This window comes from Streptosporangium sp. NPDC051022 (assembly GCF_040683035.1).
Classification (GTDB): domain Bacteria; phylum Actinomycetota; class Actinomycetes; order Streptosporangiales; family Streptosporangiaceae; genus Streptosporangium.
Map to the genome: position 1 here is coordinate 1 of NZ_JBFBCF010000014.1, position 19,711 is coordinate 19,711.

Sequence of the window (19,711 nt, forward strand, 5' to 3'; positions counted from 1 at the left end):
GGTCGTCGAGGTCGCGGGCCGGCAGGGTGAGGCCGCGTGGGGCATGCCCCTGCCCGAGGAGCTCCGCAAGGGCCTCGACTCCCCCGCCCCGGTGTTGATCGTTCCCGGTCAGCGGGGGTCGCGCGCCGACGCGCGGCAGGTCACGTTTTCATTTCTTGACCCCAGGATTTGTATCCTCAAGGCATGGCGAAGAAGCCCGAAGACCAAGAGCGCCCGGGGCGCGTCAAGCAGTTCCGTATGATCGCGCAGATCATCAAACAGGCGAACCCCAAGGGAATGCCGATCGTCTACGCGTCCGCGCTCGGCACACTCGTGCTGTGTGTCGTGATCGGCCTGGTCACCGGGCTGGTGTGGTACCTCCTGTTCATCGGGATCATGCTGGCCCTCACCGTCGGCCTGGTGGTGTTCGGCCAGCTTGCCCAGAAGGCGCAGTACTCCATGCTGCACGGCCAGCCGGGCGCCGCCGCCGCGATCCTGCAGGGCATGCGCGGCACCTGGGAGGTCACCCCCGCCGTCGCGGTCAACCGCGACCAGGACATCGTGCACCGGGTCATCGGATTCCCGGGTGTGATCCTGGTCTCCGAGGGGCCGGGCACCCGGGTGCAGAAGATGCTGGTGGCCGAGAAGAAGCGCGTCCAGCGGGTCGCGCTCGACATCCCGGTCTACGACGTCCAGTCCGGTGACGGCGAGGGGCAGATCCCCATCGCCAAGCTGCAGCGGCACCTGATGAAGTTGCCCCGCAACCTCAAGAAGCCCGCGGTCTACGAGGTCAACAACAGGCTCAAGGCCCTCCCGCAGACGCTGCCGATGCCCAAGGGCCCGCTGCCGCGTGGCGCGCGGATGCCCCGTCCCAAGATGCGCTGATGAACGTCTCGGGGATCGACCGGCGCCGCGTGGGCGCCGTGGAGACCTCGCGCGCCAACCGCGGCTGGTGGGACGGCGCCGCCGACGACTACCAGGCCGAGCACGGGGATTTCCTGCGTGACTCCGGTTTCGTCTGGTGCCCGGAGGGGCTCGACGAGGCCGACGCCCGTCTGCTGGGCGACGTCACGGGCAGGGACGTGCTGGAGATCGGCTGCGGTGCCGGGCAGTGCGGACGGTGGCTGACGGGCCAGGGGGCCCGGGTCGCCGCCTTCGATCTGTCGTTCCGGCAGCTCCAGCACTCCCACAGGATCGACTTCGGCAGCGGCTCCCGCCTTCCCGTGGTCCAGGCGGACGCGGAGTCCCTGCCCTTCGCCGACGAGTCGTTCGACGTGGCCTGCTCGGCGTTCGGGGGCCTGCCGTTCGTGGCGGACGCCCGTGCCGTTCTCACCGAGACCCGCAGGGTGCTGCGTCCCGGCGGCCTGCTGGTCTTCTCGGTGAGCCACCCGATCCGCTGGGCCTTCCCCGACGACCCGGGACCCGGGGGGCTGACCGCCGACCGGTCCTACTTCGACCGCTCGCCGTACGTGGAGATCGACGACGACGGGCGGCCGTCCTATGTCGAGCACCATCGCACGCTGGCGGACTGGATCGGGCACATCGTCGCCTCCGGGCTGGTCGTGCGCGGGGTGGTGGAGCCTGAGTGGCCCGAGGGGCACGAGCGCGAGTGGGGCGGCTGGAGCCCGCTGCGCGGCCGTCACCTGCCGGGGACGATCATCTTCAGCTGCGCCCGGCCGTAGCCCGTGCGGGGCGCGGTCCCGGGGAACCATCGGCCGGGGCCGGAACGGCGGAGGGCGGGGATCGGAGGATCCCCGCCCTTTCTCTCACCCTTCTCTCACGGTCGCGGCCGCAGCCTTCTCCCGTCCCGTCCCCGCCGGGTCACGGCGGTGGCCGGCCGGTCGCGTCCGCGGTGACCACCGGGGTGGCCGCCACAGCGACCGCCACAGCGACCACCACAGTGACCGCCGCGGTGGCCTCTGCGGTGGCCTCCGCGGTGAGCCGCGGTGACGGCTACGGGCGGTTGACCGTGATCTCGGTGACCTCGCTGCCCTCGGGGTAGTAGGGAAGCTTGGCGTGCTGGATGTCGAGGATCGAGAGCCTGGCCGTCTCCGTGTGGGTCACGGTCCTGGTCAGGGTGCACTTACCGTCGTTGCCGGTCCAGCACTGGGCGGGCAGCGCGACGTTCTTGTTGTCGCGGGTCCAGGAGCCCTTCACCAGCGCGCCGTACACCGGCTTGCCCGCGAGGTCGGTGACGGTCAGGTCCACGAAGGCCTGCCACGCCGGGGAGTGCGCGGGGTTGCCGACCGCGACGGAGCGGGGCGCCGCCGCGGCGACCACCGCGCCGGTGACGGGCCTGGACGACAGCTTGACGTCGTCGACCGCCCAGTACCAGCCGTCCTTGGCCGAGGCGTAGCGGAAACGGACCTGAGCCTGCTTGGCCCCCGCGGGAACCGGGACCTTGAACGACTCGGCCTTGGCGATGGTGTCGGCGGTGTAGGAGACGACGGGGACCGGGGCCGCGCCGTCGAAGGAGACCGAGACCTCGGCCTTCTGGGCGGGGTCGGTCCGGTAGTGCGTCACGTAGGACAGGTCGAGGGTGCTTCCCGGGTGGACCTTGGCGGGCGGGCTGACCAGGGTCGAGTCGAACCCGCCGGTGAACGGCTTGTCGCTCCACTCGTCGGAGTCGGCCACGGCGAACACGTCACGGGAGCGCACGTTGTTCTCGCGCTGCTGGTCGCGCTCCGCGCGGGTCCAGAACTCGTCGGTGGTGAAGGACCAGCCCCGCCACTCGGTGTAGCCGCCGGTGCCCATCGCGCCGTTGTCCACGCTCCAGCCGTTCGGCGCGGTGTGCGTGAAGCCCTTCAGGCCGGCGGGGATGCCGGTCTCGTCGGCCCGCTCGGACAGGCTCGGGCGCAGCGTGTCGAAGGCGTCGGTGCTCGTCACCGTGATCGGGCGCCCGTCGAGAGCCGGGTCGAGCGGCTGGCCGAAGTGCCGCAGCGCGGTGGCGGCGAGGTCCACCAGGCGCACGTCGGTGCGGGTGACGCCGGCGGGGATGTCCTTGCCCTGGGCGATGACGAAGGTCGAGCGCTCGCGGGGGTCGGAGCCGCCGTGACCGCCGCCGGACTTGTGGCCGTGGTCGGCGGTGACCATGGTCAGCCAGTTCTCCTGGGCATAGGAGGGCCGGGAGCGCACCGCCTCGAGGATCCGGCCGACCTGGGCGTCGATGTCCTTGATCGCCTTCAGGTAGGCCGGGCTGTCGGGGCCGGGACCGTGCCCCGCGCCGTCGATGTTGTCGAGCTGGATGAAGGTGGCGTCCGGGCCGTTGTCCTTGATGTAGGAGACCGCCTTGCGCGTGGTGCCCTCGTCGTAGTCGGCGCCGCCGTTGAGGCGTACGTCCACCTTGTCACCGAAGACGGTCTTGTTGATCGGGTCCCAGGACGCGGCGACGAAGGTGGAGAAGGACGAGTCGGCCTTCTCCAGCCGGGTCATGAAGTCGGGGTAGGCGTCGTAGCGGGGGGCGGTGAAGTCGTTGTCCCTGACGTTGTGCTTGTCGGGCCAGACGCCGGTGGCGATCGTGGACCAGCCCGGTCCCGAGCTGGTCTGCGCCATCGGACTCGAGTAGAGCGGGCTCGGTGCCGTGGTCCCCTTGGCGATGAGGTCCTTGAGGTTGGGCGCGTCGGCCTCCCTGATCTTGTCGAGCAGGGCGCCGTCGAGGCCGAGCACCAGAAGCTTGTCCTTCTTGGTCCCGTCGGGGCCGTCGGGGACCTCCGGGGGCGCCTCGGGCAGCGGGGGCTTGTCGATCGGCGCGTCGGCGACCCTGACGTCGTCGACCGCCCAGAACCAGTTGTTGGCGCCGTCGTGGAGCCGCCAGCTCACCTTCATCTTCCTGGCGCCGGCGGGGACCTGGATCTCCAGCGAGTAGTACTCGTTCAGCGCGTCCGCGCCGCCCAGGCTCATGATCTCGACGGGGGCACCGCCGTCGAAGCTGACGGTCACCTGGCCCTTCTGCGGGGCCTCGTCACGGTAGTGGCTGGCGAAGCCGAGGTAGACCTTGTCCTTCCCCTCGGGCAGGGTCACCTCGTTCGAGGTCAGTGTCGAGTCGAACCGGCCCTTGGTGGAGGGGGATCCCTTGTCGTCCCACTCGTCGGGGTCGGCGACGGCGAACACACCGGAGGCGCGGGTGAAGCCCTCCCTGCCCTGCCCCTCGGCGGCGGTCCAGAAAGGCATGGTGGTGAACGACCAGCCCTGCCATTCGGTCACGCCCTGCGGCATGTTCGGGGCCAGGTCGACCGCCCATCCGGCGGGCGGGGTGTGGGTGAATCCCTTGAGGTCCGCGGGAATCCCGGTTTCGTCGACCCGGGTGGACAGAGAACTGGAAAGGCCGTCGAAGTTCTCGGCCTGCAACGGTGTCTGAGCGGTCCGGGCCTCGGCGGCGAGGGGCGTCGCGATGACGGTGGCGGCCGCGAGCAGGGCCAACCCATTCCTGAAGCGCATGTGCCTTCGTTCTGTGCTGTCGTGCCGTAGCTGTCGGGTGTTTCCGGGGAAACCGTCACGCAGGACGGTGAAGCGACGGCTACGACGCAATGAACGGGCGACCAATTAGCCTTATTCGATTTCGCGTTCGGCGCCATAGGAAATAACAATGGGCCATTGTTTTCATTTACCGGTACGGTTCTCGGGGGGCGTCCTCCGTTTTCACGGAAAAAGGGGAGGGCGCGGGGCCCTCGCCCCGCGCCCTCCCCGTGCGCGCCCTCGTCCGGCTCACGACCGGCTCACGACCGGCCGTGCCGGTTCACATCCGCACGACCACGGTGTTGGCCGCGCGGTCGTGCAGGCCCCGCTGGTCGCGATCCCAGATGAGCGGCGGTACGGCCATGCACAGCAGCAGGGTCCGCACGAGCACGGACACGAACGGGGGACGGCCGCCGTCGAGCGCGGCGACCCGGATGCCGAGCAGCCGCATGCCGAACGTCATGCCCATGGTGCCGACCAGCAGGACGTACTCCAGGGCGAGCACCGCGATCGGGACCCAGCTCTGCTGGACCGGGTCGATCCGCAGGAGTCCCTGGGTGATGGCCCAGGTGCAGATCAGCCAGTCGATCATCAGGGCGCCGGCCCTGCGCCCGAATCCGGCCACCGAGCCGCTGCCCTCGGCGGGCAGTCCGAGACGCTCCCCCGGGTGACCCAGGTCGACTCCGGCCGATCTGACCCCCCCGAGCCAGGTCTGGGTCCAACGGGGCTGCTGCCTGCTGTTCATGCCTTAAAGGTATCCGCCCGGGGAGCCGCTCCCGAATTCACCTGAACCGTTATCGGAATCGATGAAAGCCATACATCATGGTCATGATCATCCCTTCAGTGACTCCGGAGTCCTCCCCGTGTCCGACACAGACGACATCGACCGGCGGTTCGCCGGTCTCACCTCCCAGATCGGCCGGCGCGAGCGGCGCAGGATGAGCAAGGCCGCCGCCAGGGAGTGGTCGCACCTGCCCCGCAACAGGCGCCGGCGTCGGCGGTGGATCATCGCGGTCACGCTGCTCGCCGTCGTCGCGGGGGCCGGGCTGGTGGTCGTCTACCGGCCCGAGGTGGCCGGCCAGGTCGCCGAGGCATTCTCCTCGCGTTTCCTCGGGACGGGCCGCGGCCTGCCCTTCGGCACGGTTCCCGAGGAGACCACGCCGGTGGACGTCGAACCGCCGGCCGTGTCCCCGTTCGAGGGATCCCCCGCCAAGGACTACGCCAACGGCGCCAAGGGGCTGGTGATGCCCGCGGCCAAGGCGACGGGCGGGCTGAGCCGCAAGGACGTCGCCCTCGCGCTGAGGCGCACCCGCGCCATGCTCGTGGCCTCCAACCTCGACCGCAAGACCCTCCTGGGCGGCAGGCCCACGGCGCTGGTGAAGCTCCTGTCCCCGGAGCTGCGCGAGTGGTTCCTGAAGAACCTGGACAACAGGAAGCGGAAGAAGGGCGGCTCCAACACCAGGTACTGGGTCACCAGCCTGGCGCCGAAGGCCGCCGAGCCGGCCACCGACGTGGTCAAGGTCAAGGGGAGGACGACGTACGCCGCCTTCCGGAAGGACGGCCGCACCGGGGTCAGGATCACGGTGAAGTACCTGTTCGTCTACGCCGTCCGGCGGCCGGGACGCCCCGAGCTCACCCGGCGGATCATCGTGCGCAGCATCGGCGAGCTCCTCGCCTACCGCGAGAACGGCGAACTGGTGCTGTGGCCCGTCCGGTGGAACGGCGGGGGCGTCACCGGCATCCGCTGCGACGTCGAGGACGGGTTCATCCACCCGTTCTACCCCGACTCCGCCCCCGACAAGGAGGCCGCCAAGGCGACCGGCGCCCCGATCGACCCCTACGCACTCGACCGCGAGCCGAAGGAGAAGGGGTGCACCCTCGCCTCCCGTACGTGAGAAGTCCGGCATACGTGAAAACTCCGGCAAAGGACGGGCTTCTCTGCCCGGTCCGGTCGCAACCCCCGGCTAGCGTGAGGGCGACTCTTCCTTAACACAGGTGAAACAGACGAGACACGGGCCGGTAACGGCCCAGGCCTACGTTCGACCTGATAGCTCGTGCCCCTTGGGAGGTTCGCGTGTTCAACTCCGCCGACGACGTCCTCAAGTTCATCAGGGACGAGGGGGTGCAGTTCGTCGATGTCAGGTTCACGGACCTGCCGGGGACGACGCACCATTTCACGTTCCCCACGGAGAACTTCGGGGCGAACGTCTTCACCGACGGCCTCATGTTCGACGGATCGTCGATCCGCGGCTTCCAGGCCATCCACGAGTCGGACATGCTGCTGCTGCCCGACCCCTCGACGGCCGTGCTCGACCCCTTCCGGCAGCACAAGACGCTCAACATCAACTTCTTCGTGCACGACCCGCTGACGGGTGAGGCCTACAGCCGCGACCCGCGCAACGTCGCCCGCAAGGCCGAGGAGTATCTCAAGGGCACCGGCATCGCCGACACCGTCTTCTTCGGCCCCGAGGCCGAGTTCTACATCTTCGACGACGTGCGCTTCGAGACCAGCGCCCACTCCAGCTACTACCACATCGACTCCATCGAGGGCGCCTGGAACACCGGCAAGGCCCAGGAGGGCGGCAACCTCGGTTACAAGCCGCGCTACAAGGGCGGCTACTTCCCGGTCCCGCCGATGGACCACTTCACCGACCTGCGCTCGGAGATGGTCCGCCGTCTCATCGAGGCGGGCATCGAGGTGGAGATGCAGCACCACGAGGTCGGCACCGCCGGGCAGGCCGAGATCGACTTCCGGTTCAACACGCTGCTCAAGGCCGCCGACACCATGATGCTGTACAAGTACATCGTCAAGAGCACGGCCCTGGAGTACGGTCACACGGTCACCTTCATGCCCAAGCCGATCTTCGGCGACAACGGCTCCGGGATGCACTGCCACCAGTCGCTCTGGAAGGACGGCGCGCCGCTGTTCTACGACGAGGTGGGTTACGCGGGCCTGTCCGACACCGCCCGCTACTACATCGGCGGTCTGCTCAGGCACGCCCCGTCGCTGCTGGCCTTCACCAACCCGACGGTGAACTCCTACCACCGGCTGGTCCCCGGCTACGAGGCCCCGGTCAACCTGGTCTACTCCCAGCGCAACCGCTCGGCGTGCATCCGCATCCCGATCACGGGCTCGAACCCGAAGGCCAAGCGCATCGAGTTCCGCGTGCCCGACCCGTCCTGCAACCCGTACTTCGCCTTCGCCGCGCAGCTGATGGCGGGCATCGACGGCATCCGCAACAAGATCGAGCCGCCCGAGCCGGTCGACAAGGACCTCTACGAGCTTCCCCCCGAGGAGGCCCGCAACATCCCGCAGGTCCCGGGCACGCTCGCCGAGGTGCTCGGCGCCTTGGAGGCCGACCACGACTACCTCCTCGAGGGCGGCGTGTTCACCCCGGACCTGATCGAGACCTGGATCGCCTACAAGCGCGAGAACGAGATCGACCCGATCCGCCTGCGCCCGCACCCGCACGAGTTCGAGCTCTACTACGACGTCTGATCCGTTGAGGCCCTGAGCGGGACGCCCCAGCGGAGGTGACCCCGCCAGGGCACGCTCAGGGCGCACAGGGCATTCGGACATCTCGCGAAAGGCCGTCGGCCGCCCCTCCGTCGAGGGCGCGCCCGGCGGCCTTTCGCATGCGATCCTCCCCGACTGTTCGAAGCGCGTGCCGGTGTGAGGCGGAGCGCCACCGCGGGGGGCCACCGTGGAAGGTCACCGCGAGAGGCCACCGCGGGAGAAACTCGCCGTCGGCCCGGTCACGGCCAAAAGCCGGCGATCCCGGAAAGGCGCGCGGGCCCTTACATGCGCTGTCCGAGGAGGTTGACATCGGGCGGGCCGACCTGCGGACCGGCCGAATGACCGGCCAGGCGCTCGAGCGGCCGGAGCGGACACCGGCCACCGAGAACGCCCGTGAACAGGCCGGAACCGCACGGGCGGCGCCGTATCGGCGGCGTGTCCTCGGACCCGGCCGGTTCCGGAGCAGGCCGCTCCCGCCCGCGGCCCCTCGAAAGCATGGATCGGGAATTCCGACAAACAACACGAGAAACGCAATTACCGAACAGCCGAAGCGTGAATCCAGAGGGTGAATCGCCCCGGGTCCGGCGCGCGCCGACCGTGTCCACCGGCCTTGACAAGTTCCGGCACGCAACGGCCGTTCCCGTCTCACGAAATCACGCTTCCGCGGCCCCCCGCCGGAGGAAAACCTCTCCACGACTTCCGGGAAGACGACCGATTTTCCGGACATCGCCTTCGACCCCACCGCGTGGAGCCGGCCATGCCCGCGAGGCGCTCCTCCCTCCGGAGCACGGGCGATGCGACCGATATGCCGCTCTTGACCCCTACTTTGCCTGCCTGGTACTAATCGCCAACCTTGTCCTCGCCCTCCGCACCCCAGAGGGCCCAGAGGGTGAGGACGCCACGCGGACTTCCATGTCCGCCATGATCAGGAGGTTCTCCGTGAGGAGTTCACTCAGACGGCCTCGCCGGTTCGAACGACTGACCGTCATCGGCGGCCTGGCGGCGGCAATGTCCCTCGGGACCGTGTCGGCGGCCGCCGGTGGCGTCCAGGCTCAAGCACTGTCCGGCTCAAGTCTGACGGCCGAGGCGCCCGCGGCGACGAACGTACCACTGCCGGACTACGACAGCGAGATCGTCGGCCGGTTCGACTCGGCCAACTCCGTCAACCACATCCGGCACCTCGCCGTGAACATCGGCCCACGCCTGAACGGCACCCCGCAGGAGCGGGAGGGCGCGGAGTACATCGGCGGAATCCTGAAGTCCTACGGCTTCGAGGTGACCCTCCAGCAATGGGGCCCGGTCTCGACCAAGCGCGTCGCGAAGGTCACGTCCTCGGACGCCGACCTGCCCGGGGGACCGAACTGGCAGATGGCCGCCTCGACCAGCGGGAAGTTCACCGGCGACACCGGCGTGAAGGGACAGGTCGTCGACGCCAAGACCGGCCAGTCCGCCGCCGACTTCCCGGCGGACACCGAGGGCAAGGTCGTGCTGATGGACTACAGCACCACCGCCACGGTCCGGAACACCGCCGTGGCCAACGCGGTGAGCCGCGGCGCGCTCGCGGTCATCCTGGCCTACCCGACCGGCAACTCCGCGCCGCCCTCGTTCACCCTCACCACGCCTCAGCCGGGGATCCCGGTGGTCGGCGGCGGCAGCGCGCACAGCACCTGGATCAGGGAGCTCCTGGCCAAGGGGCCGCTGACGCTGACGATCGCGACGAACGAGTACGCGAACCCGATGGGCAACAACGTCATCGGCATCCGGCACGCGGTCGGCGACCCGGACGGCACCACCGCGCCGATCGTCATGGTCGGCGCGCACATCGACTCGGTCCTGGGCGCGCCCGGCGCCCACGACGACGCCTCGGGCAACGGCGTCTCCCTGGAGGTCGCCCGGGTGCTCAGCCAGTACCCGCTGGACAAGGAACTGCGGATCGGCGGCTTCGGCGGTGAGGAGGGCGGCCTCCTCGGCGCGAAGGCGTACGTGAACACGCTGACCGCGGCGGAGAAGGCGCGGTTCGTCGGCGAGTGGCAGATGGACATGGTCGGCACGCCGTACGAGCCTGCCCGGCTGTGGGCGCTGACTCCGAACGGCCAGTCGAACTACGTGGTCCAGGAGGCGTACAACGCGGCCGCACGCGTCGGGTTCGAGGGACTGCGCAACTGCAGGCTCGGGCAGAGCGACCACCAGGCGTTCTACGACGTGGGCATCCCGTCCTCGCTGTTCATCTGGCTCGACTACCGGCCGCCGACCCCGCCGGCCGTCTGCGGACCGACCGGCGGCACGTACGTCACCGAGCCGCAGTACCACAAGCCGACGGACACGATGGACAACATCAGCCCCGAGCGGCTGCAGACCACCCTTGACGTCGTGGGCGGCGCGGTGGCGCACAACGCGCTGAACGCGGTGACGGTGTCCGCGCTCTCGGACGCCGGTGAGCCGCTGGCCGGGGCGCAGGTGCAGGCCGACTGCGGCAACGGCCCGCGGAAGCTGGGTGCCACCGGGGCGGACGGCCGGCTCAAGGCGGTGTTCCCGCACATCACGTGCGACTTCTCCGTGACCGCCGAGGACGCGGTGGCGACCGAGCAAGGCGTGTCGATCTCCGGTGACCGGACGGTGAAGGTGACCGTCGACCTCACCAAGCCGACGATCTCCCTCACCAGGCCCGCCGACGGCGCCGTCTACACGCTCGGGACGGCCGTGACCGCGTCGTACCGGTGCGAGGACAACCTGTCCGGGATCGCCACCTGCGCCGGTACGGTGCCCGACGGCAGCCCGCTCGGCACCTCCGCCGTCGGCTTCCACGAGTTCACCGTGAAGGCCACCGACCGCGCCGGTAACACCGCGAGCCAGAAGGTGACCTACCAGGTCGTCTACCCCTGGCACGCCTACTTCCCGGAGACGATGGAGGGCAAGGCCGGCAGCGCCGTACCGATCAAGTTCAGTCTCGGCGGTGACCGGGGCACCGACTTCTTCGCTTCCGGCTACCCGGCTTCCCAGCCGGTGACCTGCGACACCGGGAAGCCGACCGGCCCGGCCGAGCCGACCCGCAACCCGGGCAACTCGAGCATCAGCTACGGAGGCGGCCAGTACAACTACGTGTGGAAGACCGACAAGAGCTGGTCCGACACCTGCCGCCAGTTCCAGCTGAAGCTTGACGACGGCACCAGCCACTTCGCCACCATCAAGCTGAAGTAGTCCCGACCAGGTTGGAATAGCCGCGACATGACGCCCTGCCGGGGAACGGGATCGGCACCGTTCCCCGGCAGGGTTCTCCTTTTCGCGCACCCCGGGGGAGGGTGACCGGCGCTCCGTCAAGCCGGTCGAGCCCTCCCCCGGTGAGCTCATGCGGTCGCGCAGGCGTCCCTGGCCGCCTCGGCGCACAGGACGTCCTGGGCGGGGGTCGCGCCGCTGACCCCCACGGCGCCGACGATCTCACCGTCGACTTCGAGCAGGATCCCGCCCGGCAGCGTGGTGGGACGGAAGGGCACCTGGTCCCCGGCGAGGGTGAACACCTCGGGGTAGGACTCCTTGAGCCCGGTGAGGGTGGCGCTGTCGCGCCGGAAGGCGGCGGCCGTACGGGCCTTGGAGCGCGCCACCTCGGGGGTGAACCAGGTGGCCCCGTCGCTTCGGACGACGAGCACGTCCCGGCCCATGGCGTCCACCACCGCGACGCTGACCCGCAGGCTGTCCCCGGCCGCGCGTGCCAGCGCGGCCTCCACCGTCACGCGTGCCAGGTCGAGTCCCAGTTCCCGTGCCACAGATACCTCTCCTTCAGCGTGCCGCACCCGCGACGGGCGACGGCTCACGTGTCACATGACGGTGCTCATATGGTGGCCCCTCCAGGGTCCGGTCCCGCACCCGCATGCCGTTCCGCGACCCGAGCCTCCCGGCCGGGACCCCGGTGACGGGCGACGAAACGGGCGTCGTGATACTGGATCGTGGCCGTCGTCCTGACGCCCCGGCGCGGCGGAGCCCGGCCGGAGCGCCCTGACGATCCCGCACGACGAGAGTCCCCCGACACCGGCGACATCGCGAACCCCCGCCCGGGGTGGCGCGAGCCCCGGGCAACCCCCTGGGAAGGAGATCCATGGACGCCGGTCTCGATGACGGCGCCGTGTCCGTCCACGCCGCCGATCTCCCCGGCCGGGACGTCCGGCGCGGGCGGCGGCGGGACGAGGACCGGTGGAAGGCGCGGGTGCGCGGCCCGCGATGACCCTTACCGCACAACCCGCCCTCACCGGCGCCCGGCGGCTGCGCGTCCTGATCGCGCTCGGTGCCCTGTCTGCGTTCGGTCCCCTGTCGATGGACCTCTACCTGCCGGTCCTGCCGGAGCTCGGCCGGGCCCTGCGGACCACCGACGCCCTCGCCCAGCTCACCATGTCCATGTGCATGGTGGGACTGGCGTTCGGCCAGCTCCTGGCGGGCCCGCTCAGCGACCGGGTGGGCCGCCGCCGCCCGCTCATCGTGGGAGTGGCGACGTACGCGGTGACCTCGCTGCTGTGCGCGCTGGCCCCGGACATCTGGTCGCTGATCGGCCTGCGGCTGGTGCAGGGAGCCGCCGGAGCCGCCGGGCTGGTCATCGCCAGGGCGATGGTCCGCGACATGTTCGACGGTGACGCGGCGGCCCGGGTCTTCTCCCTGCTCATGCTGGTCAGCGGGCTGGCGCCGGTGGTGGCGCCGCTCGCGGGGGGCCAGCTCGCCCGCTTCACCGACTGGCGCGGCATGTTCGTCGCGCTCGCCGTCATCGGCCTCCTGCTGTTCCTGGCGGCGCTGAGCCTGCCCGAGACGCTCGCCCCCGGGGCCCGCCACACCGGCGGGCTGCGCGTGACGGGACGCCAGTTCGCCGTGCTCGTCCGCGACCGCGGCTTCGTCGGCTACGCGCTGGTGCTCGCGTTCGCCGGTTGCTCCCTGTTCATCTACATCACGCTCAGCCCGTTCGTCCTGCAGGAGGGCTACGAGCTGACCGCGCAGGCCTTCTCGGCGATCTTCGCGGTCAACTCCGTCGGCATCATGCTGGGAGGCAACCTCAACCGCGTGCTGGTGGGCCGCTACGGTGCCCGCCGCATGCTGGGAACCGGGCTCGTGATCGGGCTGACCGGCGCGCTGACCGCGCTCGCGGGCGTCCTGGCCGGCTGGGGGCTGCCGGGACTGCTGCCCGGCCTCTTCGTCGCCGTCTCCAGCATCGGCCTGGTCTCACCGAACGCCAACGCGCTGGCCATGTCCCCGCACGGCGAGCGGGCGGGCACCGCGTCCGCGCTGCTGGGGGTGATGCAGTTCATCGTCGGCGCGGCGGTTCCTCCGCTGCTCTCCATCGGCGGCGCGAGCGCGCCGTCCATGACGCTGGCGGTCGCCGCCGCCTCCGCCACCGCGCTGGTCCTGCTGATCACGATGACCCGGGTACGGCCCGGCCGGACCTGAGCGGGAGAGGCGGAAAGCACACGATCCGGCACGGCGGTATGTTGACCGAAACGGTCCGGGATCAACCTGACGATCGAGGAGAGCCGATGCCGAGGACCCCCCGGAGCGCGGGAGAGCGTCGGGGGATCTCCCGCTGGCGGGGAGCCTCCGCCGCGGCCGTACTGCTGGGCACCCTGCTGTTCACCGGCGGTTCGGTGCCGCTTCTGCCCGCCATCCTGAACCGGGTGATCACCGTCGCCCACGCGATCGAGGCCGGGCAGGGCCAGCCCGGCTGGCGGGGCGGGAAGATCCCCTACTCCTGGGGTGGCGGTCACGACGAGGCTCCCGGCCCCTCACTCGGCACCTGCGCGGGCTACCACGGAGCGATAACCCCCTGTCCCGCCGCCGACACCCGGGGGCTCGACTGCTCCGGCCTGACCAGGTGGGTCTACCGGCTCGCCTACGGCAGGGACGTGCTGGGCCCCGGCAACACCAACGACCACCTCCGGCGGCTGACAAGGATCCCGGCCGCCGCGGCGCGCCCCGGCGACCTGGTGTTCTACGGCGAGATCGGCAAGCGCGTGAAGACCCACCACGTGGGCATCTACATCGGTCAGGGCAGGATGATCAACGCGCTGCGGACCGGAACCCGGGTCCGGACCGACCCCCTCACGGCCGTCAAGGACTTCGCCGGATACTTCCGCTACCGGTAACGGGCCCCACCCGGGGGCGGCGTCCCGGCTCCGCCTTCCGCGGGGTCCCGCAGGGGCCGGTGGACAGGGCTCGGGCGGAGCGGGCTCAGAGTTCCAGCAGGGCGGGGGCCAGCTCACGCCACTGCCGGATCGGCAGGCCCTCCGCCAGGACCTGGACGCAGACGTGGTCCGCGCCCGCGTCGAGGTGCTCGCGGACCCGCCCGGCGACGGTCTCCACGTCGCCCCACACGACCAGTGCCTCGAGCAGCCGGTCACTGCCGCCGTCGAGCAGGTCGTCGTCGCCGAAGCCCAGCCGCCTGAGGTTCTCCACCTGGTGGAGCGCCTGGGTGTATCCGCCGACGAACTCGCGGGCGATCTCCCGCCCCCGGTCGGGACGTTCCAGGACGACCGTCTGCTCGACCGCGAGCAGCGCGTCGGGTCCCAGGATCTCCCTGGCCCTTGCCGTGTGCTCGACCGGCACGAAATAGGAGTGGGCGCCCCAGGTGCGCTCGGCGGCCAGTTCCAGCATCCTGGGCCCGAGGGCGGCCAGGACGCGGCGGGGCGGTTCGGCCGGTGCCGGGCTCCGCAGGGGGGCCTGGTCCATCGCGTCCAGGTAGGCGCGCACGGTGGGCACCGGGCGCCCGTGGTGCGGCAGGAGACCGGCGGGCTGGTCCACGGTGCGGTGACCGCCCAGGCCCAGCAGGAAGCGGTCCGGGAAGGCCTCGCCGAGGGTGCGCTCCGCGGCGGCCGCGGCGATCGGACCGCGGAGGAAGATGTTGGCGATGCCGGTGGCGACGGCCAGCCGTTCGGTCGCCTCCAGCAGCAACGCCGCCTGGGTGAACGCCTCCCTGCCGAACGCCTCGCCGATCCAGATCGCCCCGTAGCCGAGCCGGTCGAGCTCCGCGGCCGCCTCCCGCACCCTGGCGACCGGCTGGTCTTCGAAGGCGAAGGTCCACACTCCCACGCGCCCGAGATTCACGCTCATCGGTTGGATGCTCCTCGCAGGATTTACCGGAGGCCGTCTCCGGATGACGCCCACCATACGGAGGCGACCTCCACTTAGCAACGGATTATCCGGAAGGCGGCCGGAAGACCTCCGGACGCGCGGCACGGAACCGCCCGGGAGGAGTCACCGGACCATGCGCCACCCACCGGCGCCGATCAGCCCCGCCGCACCGGCGCCCCGAAAACCCCCTGGCACAGGCGGGGACGCATGAACGCCCCCAGAGGAGGGGGCCGGTGCCCCGGATGGGGGCAGGTCAGGAGTTCTTGCCGCGGATGCCGGTGAGCCTGCGCAGGATGTCCCACCAGAAGGAGGCGCCGAACAGCAGGGCGACCACGGTTACCAGGTAGCCGGGCCAGTGCCCCGGGGTGATCAGGCGGTTCCACCAGCTGCCGGCGTTGAAGCTGAAGGAGGGGCCGTCCGCGCCCTCGGCGGGGATCGTCACGCTCATCACGGCGTGGTCGAAGATCTTGACCAGTGCCGGGGAGCTGAAGACCTCGGTGACGCAGGAGTACGGCTCGACGGAGCCCGCGACGGCGCACTTGTCCTTCAGGGAGTCCTTGAGCTCGGCCGTACCGTCCCCACCGCCGCTCGCGATGGCCGCGACCGCCGCCCGGTAGGCGTTGTCCCGCAGCAGGGTCTTGCCGTACTCCAGGGAGTCCATGCTGAACAGCAGCGTCAACGCCAGGGCGAGGGCGAAGACCACCCACTTGACGTAGCGGCGGTAGAGCGTGGACAGGCGCTGCATCTCCCCGTCGAACCAGTCCTCGACGCCCTTGCGGAACTTGCCCATGTCCCGCTGGGCGCCCTCCCACACGCCCCGCAGGTGCCCGGCCAGCGGGCTGCGGATGGCCTCCAGCTTGGCGATCAGGCTCTCGATGCCGCCCTCCTCGGCGGCGACCAGCTCCAGCAGCGCGCCGGAGAACCGCTCCGGCGGGATGTTGGAGATGCTGGTCCTGGCCCCCTTGGGATGGTCGATCTCCTGGAGCCGTTCGTACAGCCGCTCGGTCATGTCGACCGGGGGAACGGGTGCCTCCTCGGCGAGCACCGCGCTGGGATCGACCGGCATCGGCTCGACCACCGACGGCGCGGGGTCGGGGGCGTGCCGGGGACGCGGGTCCTGGCTGGAGAAGGGCAGCTTGGCGAAGACGTCGATGATCCTCGACGGGATCCACGACCTCCCCTTCCCCGGGCCGCCGTCGAAGGTGTCGCGGAGGTAAGCCCACAGGAACTTGCTGCGGATGCCGAGCAGCCTGACGACGGCCTCGTTGAGACCGCTCACCAGGAGCGACAGCAGCAGGAAGGCCAGCACGAGGCCGATGGCCAGGTCAACGTAGACGGATATCACAGTAGATCACCCGCACCGTTGATACACGTCAGCCCCAGGAAGCGCAACGTCATCGCACGAAATGGGTCAAGCGCCGAGAGGTCCCATCCCGTATGTCCGTATCCCCGCGATGTCCGTATCCCCGCGGGCCATACCGTCGCACCCGCGGACCGCACCGCCACATTCGCGGACCGCACCGCCGCGCCGCCGCGGTCGCCGTCAGTCCTCGTAGAAGACCCGCTCCATGACCAGGCGGGCGCGCCGGGTGAGGCGGCGGTAGTCGTCGACGAAATCCCCGCTGCTGTCCGGCGGGTAGCCGAGGGTGCGGGAGATGAGCGCGCGCTCGCGCACGTCCACCGGGATGGAGTCCGCGGCGCGGCCCCGGACCAGCACTATGGCGTCGCGGACGCGCGAGGCGAGCCGCCAGGCCGCCGCGAGCGCGGCCTCGTCCTCCTCGGACAGCAGGCCCTCGGCGACCGCGGCGCGCAGCGCCTCCAGGGTGCGGGTGGTGCGCAGCGACGGCAGCGCCCCGGCGTGGCGGAGCTGCAGGAGCTGGGCCACCCACTCCACGTCGGACAGGCCGCCCCTGCCGAGCTTGGTGTGCAGGGTCGGATCGGCGCCGCGCGGCAGCCGTTCGGCCTCCATCCTGGCCTTCAGCGTGCGGATCTGCAGCACGGCCGTGTCCGAGATGCCGTGCTCCGGGTAGCGCAGCGGATCGACCAGCCTGAGGAACTCGGCGCCGAGCGAGGCGTCCCCCGCGGAGAGCCGGGCGCGCAGCAACGCCTGGGACTCCCACGGGGACGACCAGCGCTCGTAGTAGGCCGCGTACGAGGCCAGCGTGCGGACCAGCGGGCCCTGGCGGCCCTCGGGGCGCAGGTCGGGGTCGATGTGCAGGGGCGGATCCGGCGCGGGCAGGCTCAGCAGGCGACGCAGCTCGTTGGCCACCGCGAAGGCCGCGTCTGTCGCGTCCTTCTCCGCGACGCCCGCGAGGGGCGAGTGCACGAACATCACGTCGGCGTCGCTGCCGTAGGAGCATTCGAGACCGCCGAGACGGCCCATCGCGATCACCGCGAACCGTGTGCCCAGCGGGGCGCGCCGTTCCATCTCGACCTTGCCGATCGCGGCGTCCAGCGCGGCCTGGAGCGTCACGTCGTTGAGCGCGGACAGCGCCTGGCCGACCCGCTCGACGTCGATGTGCCCGGACAGGTCGGCGGCGGCCGTACGGACCAGTTCCCTGCGCCGCAGCCCGCGCGCCGCGGCCACCCCGCTCTCGGCCTCGCCGGGGTAGCGGCCGACGGTGGCCCGCGCCTCCGTCAGCAGCGCCTCGGCGGGCCGGGGGTCCAACTCGGCGTCCGAGCCGAACATCGCCACCGCCTCGGGGGCGTGCAGCAGCAGCCCCGTCACGTAACGGCTGGTCCCCAGCAGCCGGGCCAGCCGCGAGGCGACCGCGGTCTCGTCGCGCAGCAGCCGCAGGTACCACGGGGTGCTGCCGAGCTTGTCGGAGACCTGGCGGAAGCCGAGCAGGCCCGCGTCGGGGGCGGGAGCGTCGGCGAACCAGCCGAGCATGACCGGGAGCAGGGTCCGCTGGATCGCCGCGCGACGCGAGACACCACTGGTCAGAGCGCTGATGTGGCGCAGCGCTCCGGCCGGGTCGGTGTAGCCGAGCGCTTCGAGGCGGGCCTGCGCGGCGGCGGTCGACAGCCGGGCCTCCGACTCGGGCAGCCGGGCGACGGCCTGCAGCAGCGGCCGGTAGAACAGCTTCTCATGCAGGCGCCGGGCCTCCATCGCGTGGCGTTTCCAGCGCGCGGTGAACTCCCCGACCGGGTCGCTGGTCATGCCCAGCCCCCGGCCGAGGCGCCGCAGGTCGGCCTCGCCCTCCGGCACCACGTGGGTACGGCGGAGCCGGTACAGCTGGATCAGGTGCTCGATCCGGCGCAGGAAGGTGTATGCCTCGGCGAGCGCCTTGGCGTCGTCCCTGCCGACGTAGCCGCCCCTGGACAGGGCGGCGAGCGCGGGAAGCGTGGCCCGGCGGCGCAGCAGCGGGTCGAGGCGGCCGTGGACGAGCTGCAGCAGCTGCACCGCGAACTCGATGTCGCGCAGCCCGCCGGGACCGAGCTTGAGCTGGCGGTCGGCCTGGTCCCCGCGCACGTGGGCCTCGACCCTGCGGCGCATCGCCTGCACGTCCTCGACGAACCGGTCGCGGGTCGCGGCCTGCCAGACCATCTCGTTCATCGCGGCGACGTACCGCTCGCCGAGTTCGAGGTCCCCGGCGACGGGCCGGGCCTTCAGCAGCGCCTGGAACTCCCACGTCTTGGCCCATCGGCGGTAGTAGGTCTGGTGGCTGGCGAGGGTGCGGACCAGCGGCCCCGCCTTGCCCTCGGGGCGCAGGGCCGCGTCCACCTCCCACAGCGCCCCCTCAGGGGTGCTGGCCGAGCAGACGCGCATCATGTCCTTGGCCAGGCGGGTGGCCAGCTGGACGGCCTCGGTCTCGTCCACGCCCTCCCCCGGCTCGGCCACGAAGACGACGTCGACGTCGCTGATGTAGTTGAGCTCCCGCGCCCCGCACTTGCCCATGCCGATGACGGCCAGCCGTACCGGGCGGGGGTCTGTGTGCCCGGACCGGGCGACGGCGAGCGCCGCCTCCAGCGCGGCTCCCGCCAGGTCGGACAGCTCGGCGGTGACCTCGGTGAGCGAGGCCTCGCTGAGGACGTCGCGGGCGGCCAGGTGGAGCAGGTGCCCGCGGTAGGCGACCCGCAGGGCGACCAGGACCGGGGTGCCGGCACCGGCGGCCCTGGGCTCGGGGTCCTCGGGGTCGGCGCCGACCGCGAGCAGCAGGGCGGCGCGGAGCTCCTGCCCGGACGGCCGCCGCAGAACGTGCTCGCCGGCGAGTACGCGCCGGTGCTCGGGGTGCCTGACCACGTGTTCGCCGAGGGCGGCGCTGACCCCGAAGACACCGAGGAGCCTGGCTCGCAGGCCGGGGTCGGCGCGCAGTTCGCCGAGGACACCGGGGTCCTGCTCGGCCAGCCGGTTGAGCGAGGTGAGCGCCAGGTCGGGGTCTGCCACGGCGACCAGGGACTCCAGCAGGTCGGAGTCGCCCGCCGCCTCGGGGCCCAGCCCGCTCAGCAGTCGTTCGGCCCTGGTCCCGTCGGCGAACCCGAGCCTGGCCAGTTGTCCTGCGGTCGTCCGCATCCGGGGCACCGCGTTCACCGCCCCTCCCTCGTCTCCGCCACGGGCGTCTCCGCCACGCGCACGGATGGCTTCCCGGCTCCCGCCGCATCCCTACCCCAGGGCGCCGGGGGCTCGCCGCGGACGCCGTCTCTGAAACCGTACGACGTCAG

At 71.2% G+C, this 19,711-nt stretch carries 14 protein-coding genes and 1 pseudogene; 9 read left to right on the top strand and 6 right to left on the bottom strand.

Going from position 1 to position 19,711, the window contains the following annotated elements; genetic code table 11:
• The 3 genes and pseudogenes from AB0N02_RS22630 to AB0N02_RS22640 form a co-directional block, all read left to right on the top strand.
• Window positions 1-241, top strand: a pseudogene (locus AB0N02_RS22630) (hypothetical protein); the annotation flags it as partial.
• Entirely contained in the window at window positions 184-864 is a 681-nt protein-coding gene (locus AB0N02_RS22635) for a DUF4191 domain-containing protein (protein WP_363949743.1), read from the top strand. The pseudogene AB0N02_RS22630 and the gene AB0N02_RS22635, both read left to right, overlap by 58 nt.
• Entirely contained in the window at window positions 864-1,661 is a 798-nt protein-coding gene (locus AB0N02_RS22640) for a class I SAM-dependent methyltransferase (RefSeq protein WP_363949746.1), read from the top strand. Before AB0N02_RS22635 ends, AB0N02_RS22640 begins: the two co-directional genes overlap by 1 nt.
• 271 nt (window positions 1,662-1,932) lie before the next feature.
• Here the strand turns inward: AB0N02_RS22640 and AB0N02_RS22645 are convergent, their stop codons facing one another.
• Together AB0N02_RS22645 and AB0N02_RS22650 are read right to left on the bottom strand one after the other, a co-directional pair.
• Window positions 1,933-4,416, bottom strand: coding sequence for an alkaline phosphatase family protein (locus AB0N02_RS22645; protein WP_363949749.1), 2,484 nt, complete (start codon window positions 4,414-4,416; stop codon window positions 1,933-1,935).
• Window positions 4,417-4,714: 298 nt separating this feature from the next.
• Window positions 4,715-5,179 carry an RDD family protein gene (locus AB0N02_RS22650; RefSeq protein ID WP_363949751.1) on the bottom strand — a complete coding sequence of 155 codons (465 nt, stop codon included), beginning with the start codon at window positions 5,177-5,179 and terminating at the stop codon, window positions 4,715-4,717.
• A gap of 118 nt (window positions 5,180-5,297) precedes the next feature.
• Between AB0N02_RS22650 and AB0N02_RS22655 the strand changes: the two genes are divergently transcribed.
• The 3 genes from AB0N02_RS22655 (at window position 5,298) to AB0N02_RS22665 (ending at window position 11,149) form a co-directional block, all read left to right on the top strand.
• Window positions 5,298-6,329: a hypothetical protein gene (locus tag AB0N02_RS22655; RefSeq protein WP_363949754.1), complete on the top strand. Its 1,032-nt coding sequence runs from the start codon at window positions 5,298-5,300 to the stop codon at window positions 6,327-6,329.
• Between the two features lie 179 nt (window positions 6,330-6,508).
• Window positions 6,509-7,933, top strand: a complete 1,425-nt coding sequence (glnA, locus tag AB0N02_RS22660; RefSeq protein ID WP_363949757.1) for a type I glutamate--ammonia ligase — start codon at window positions 6,509-6,511, stop codon at window positions 7,931-7,933.
• 957 nt (window positions 7,934-8,890) lie between these two features.
• The gene (locus AB0N02_RS22665) at window positions 8,891-11,149 is read left to right on the top strand and encodes a PxKF domain-containing protein (RefSeq protein ID WP_363949760.1); all 2,259 of its coding nucleotides are present in this window, start codon (window positions 8,891-8,893) and stop codon (window positions 11,147-11,149) included.
• A gap of 146 nt (window positions 11,150-11,295) precedes the next feature.
• Here the strand turns inward: AB0N02_RS22665 and AB0N02_RS22670 are convergent, their stop codons facing one another.
• Window positions 11,296-11,712: a heme-binding protein gene (locus AB0N02_RS22670; RefSeq protein ID WP_363949762.1), complete on the bottom strand. Its 417-nt coding sequence runs from the start codon at window positions 11,710-11,712 to the stop codon at window positions 11,296-11,298.
• 329 nt (window positions 11,713-12,041) lie between these two features.
• Here AB0N02_RS22670 and AB0N02_RS22675 point away from each other — a divergent pair, with 329 nt between their 5' ends.
• From AB0N02_RS22675 to AB0N02_RS22685, 3 genes are all read left to right on the top strand, one after another.
• Window positions 12,042-12,167, top strand: coding sequence for a hypothetical protein (locus tag AB0N02_RS22675; RefSeq protein ID WP_363949765.1), 126 nt, complete (start codon window positions 12,042-12,044; stop codon window positions 12,165-12,167).
• Window positions 12,164-13,372 carry a multidrug effflux MFS transporter gene (locus AB0N02_RS22680; protein ID WP_363949768.1) on the top strand — a complete coding sequence of 403 codons (1,209 nt, stop codon included), beginning with the start codon at window positions 12,164-12,166 and terminating at the stop codon, window positions 13,370-13,372. The genes AB0N02_RS22675 and AB0N02_RS22680 overlap by 4 nt, the downstream gene beginning before the upstream one ends.
• Window positions 13,373-13,458: 86 nt before the next feature.
• Window positions 13,459-14,064, top strand: a complete 606-nt coding sequence (locus AB0N02_RS22685; protein WP_363949771.1) for an NlpC/P60 family protein — start codon at window positions 13,459-13,461, stop codon at window positions 14,062-14,064.
• A gap of 85 nt (window positions 14,065-14,149) precedes the next feature.
• Here the strand turns inward: AB0N02_RS22685 and AB0N02_RS22690 are convergent, their stop codons facing one another.
• From AB0N02_RS22690 to AB0N02_RS22700, 3 genes are all read right to left on the bottom strand, one after another.
• Window positions 14,150-15,028 (bottom strand): TIGR03620 family F420-dependent LLM class oxidoreductase, encoded by an 879-nt coding sequence (locus tag AB0N02_RS22690; protein ID WP_363949774.1) that lies wholly within the window; start codon window positions 15,026-15,028, stop codon window positions 14,150-14,152.
• Between the two features lie 274 nt (window positions 15,029-15,302).
• Window positions 15,303-16,394: a hypothetical protein gene (locus AB0N02_RS22695; protein ID WP_363949777.1), complete on the bottom strand. Its 1,092-nt coding sequence runs from the start codon at window positions 16,392-16,394 to the stop codon at window positions 15,303-15,305.
• Between the two features lie 198 nt (window positions 16,395-16,592).
• Window positions 16,593-19,562 (bottom strand): bifunctional [glutamine synthetase] adenylyltransferase/[glutamine synthetase]-adenylyl-L-tyrosine phosphorylase, encoded by a 2,970-nt coding sequence (locus AB0N02_RS22700; RefSeq protein ID WP_363950204.1) that lies wholly within the window; start codon window positions 19,560-19,562, stop codon window positions 16,593-16,595.
• Window positions 19,563-19,711 lie beyond the last annotated feature (149 nt).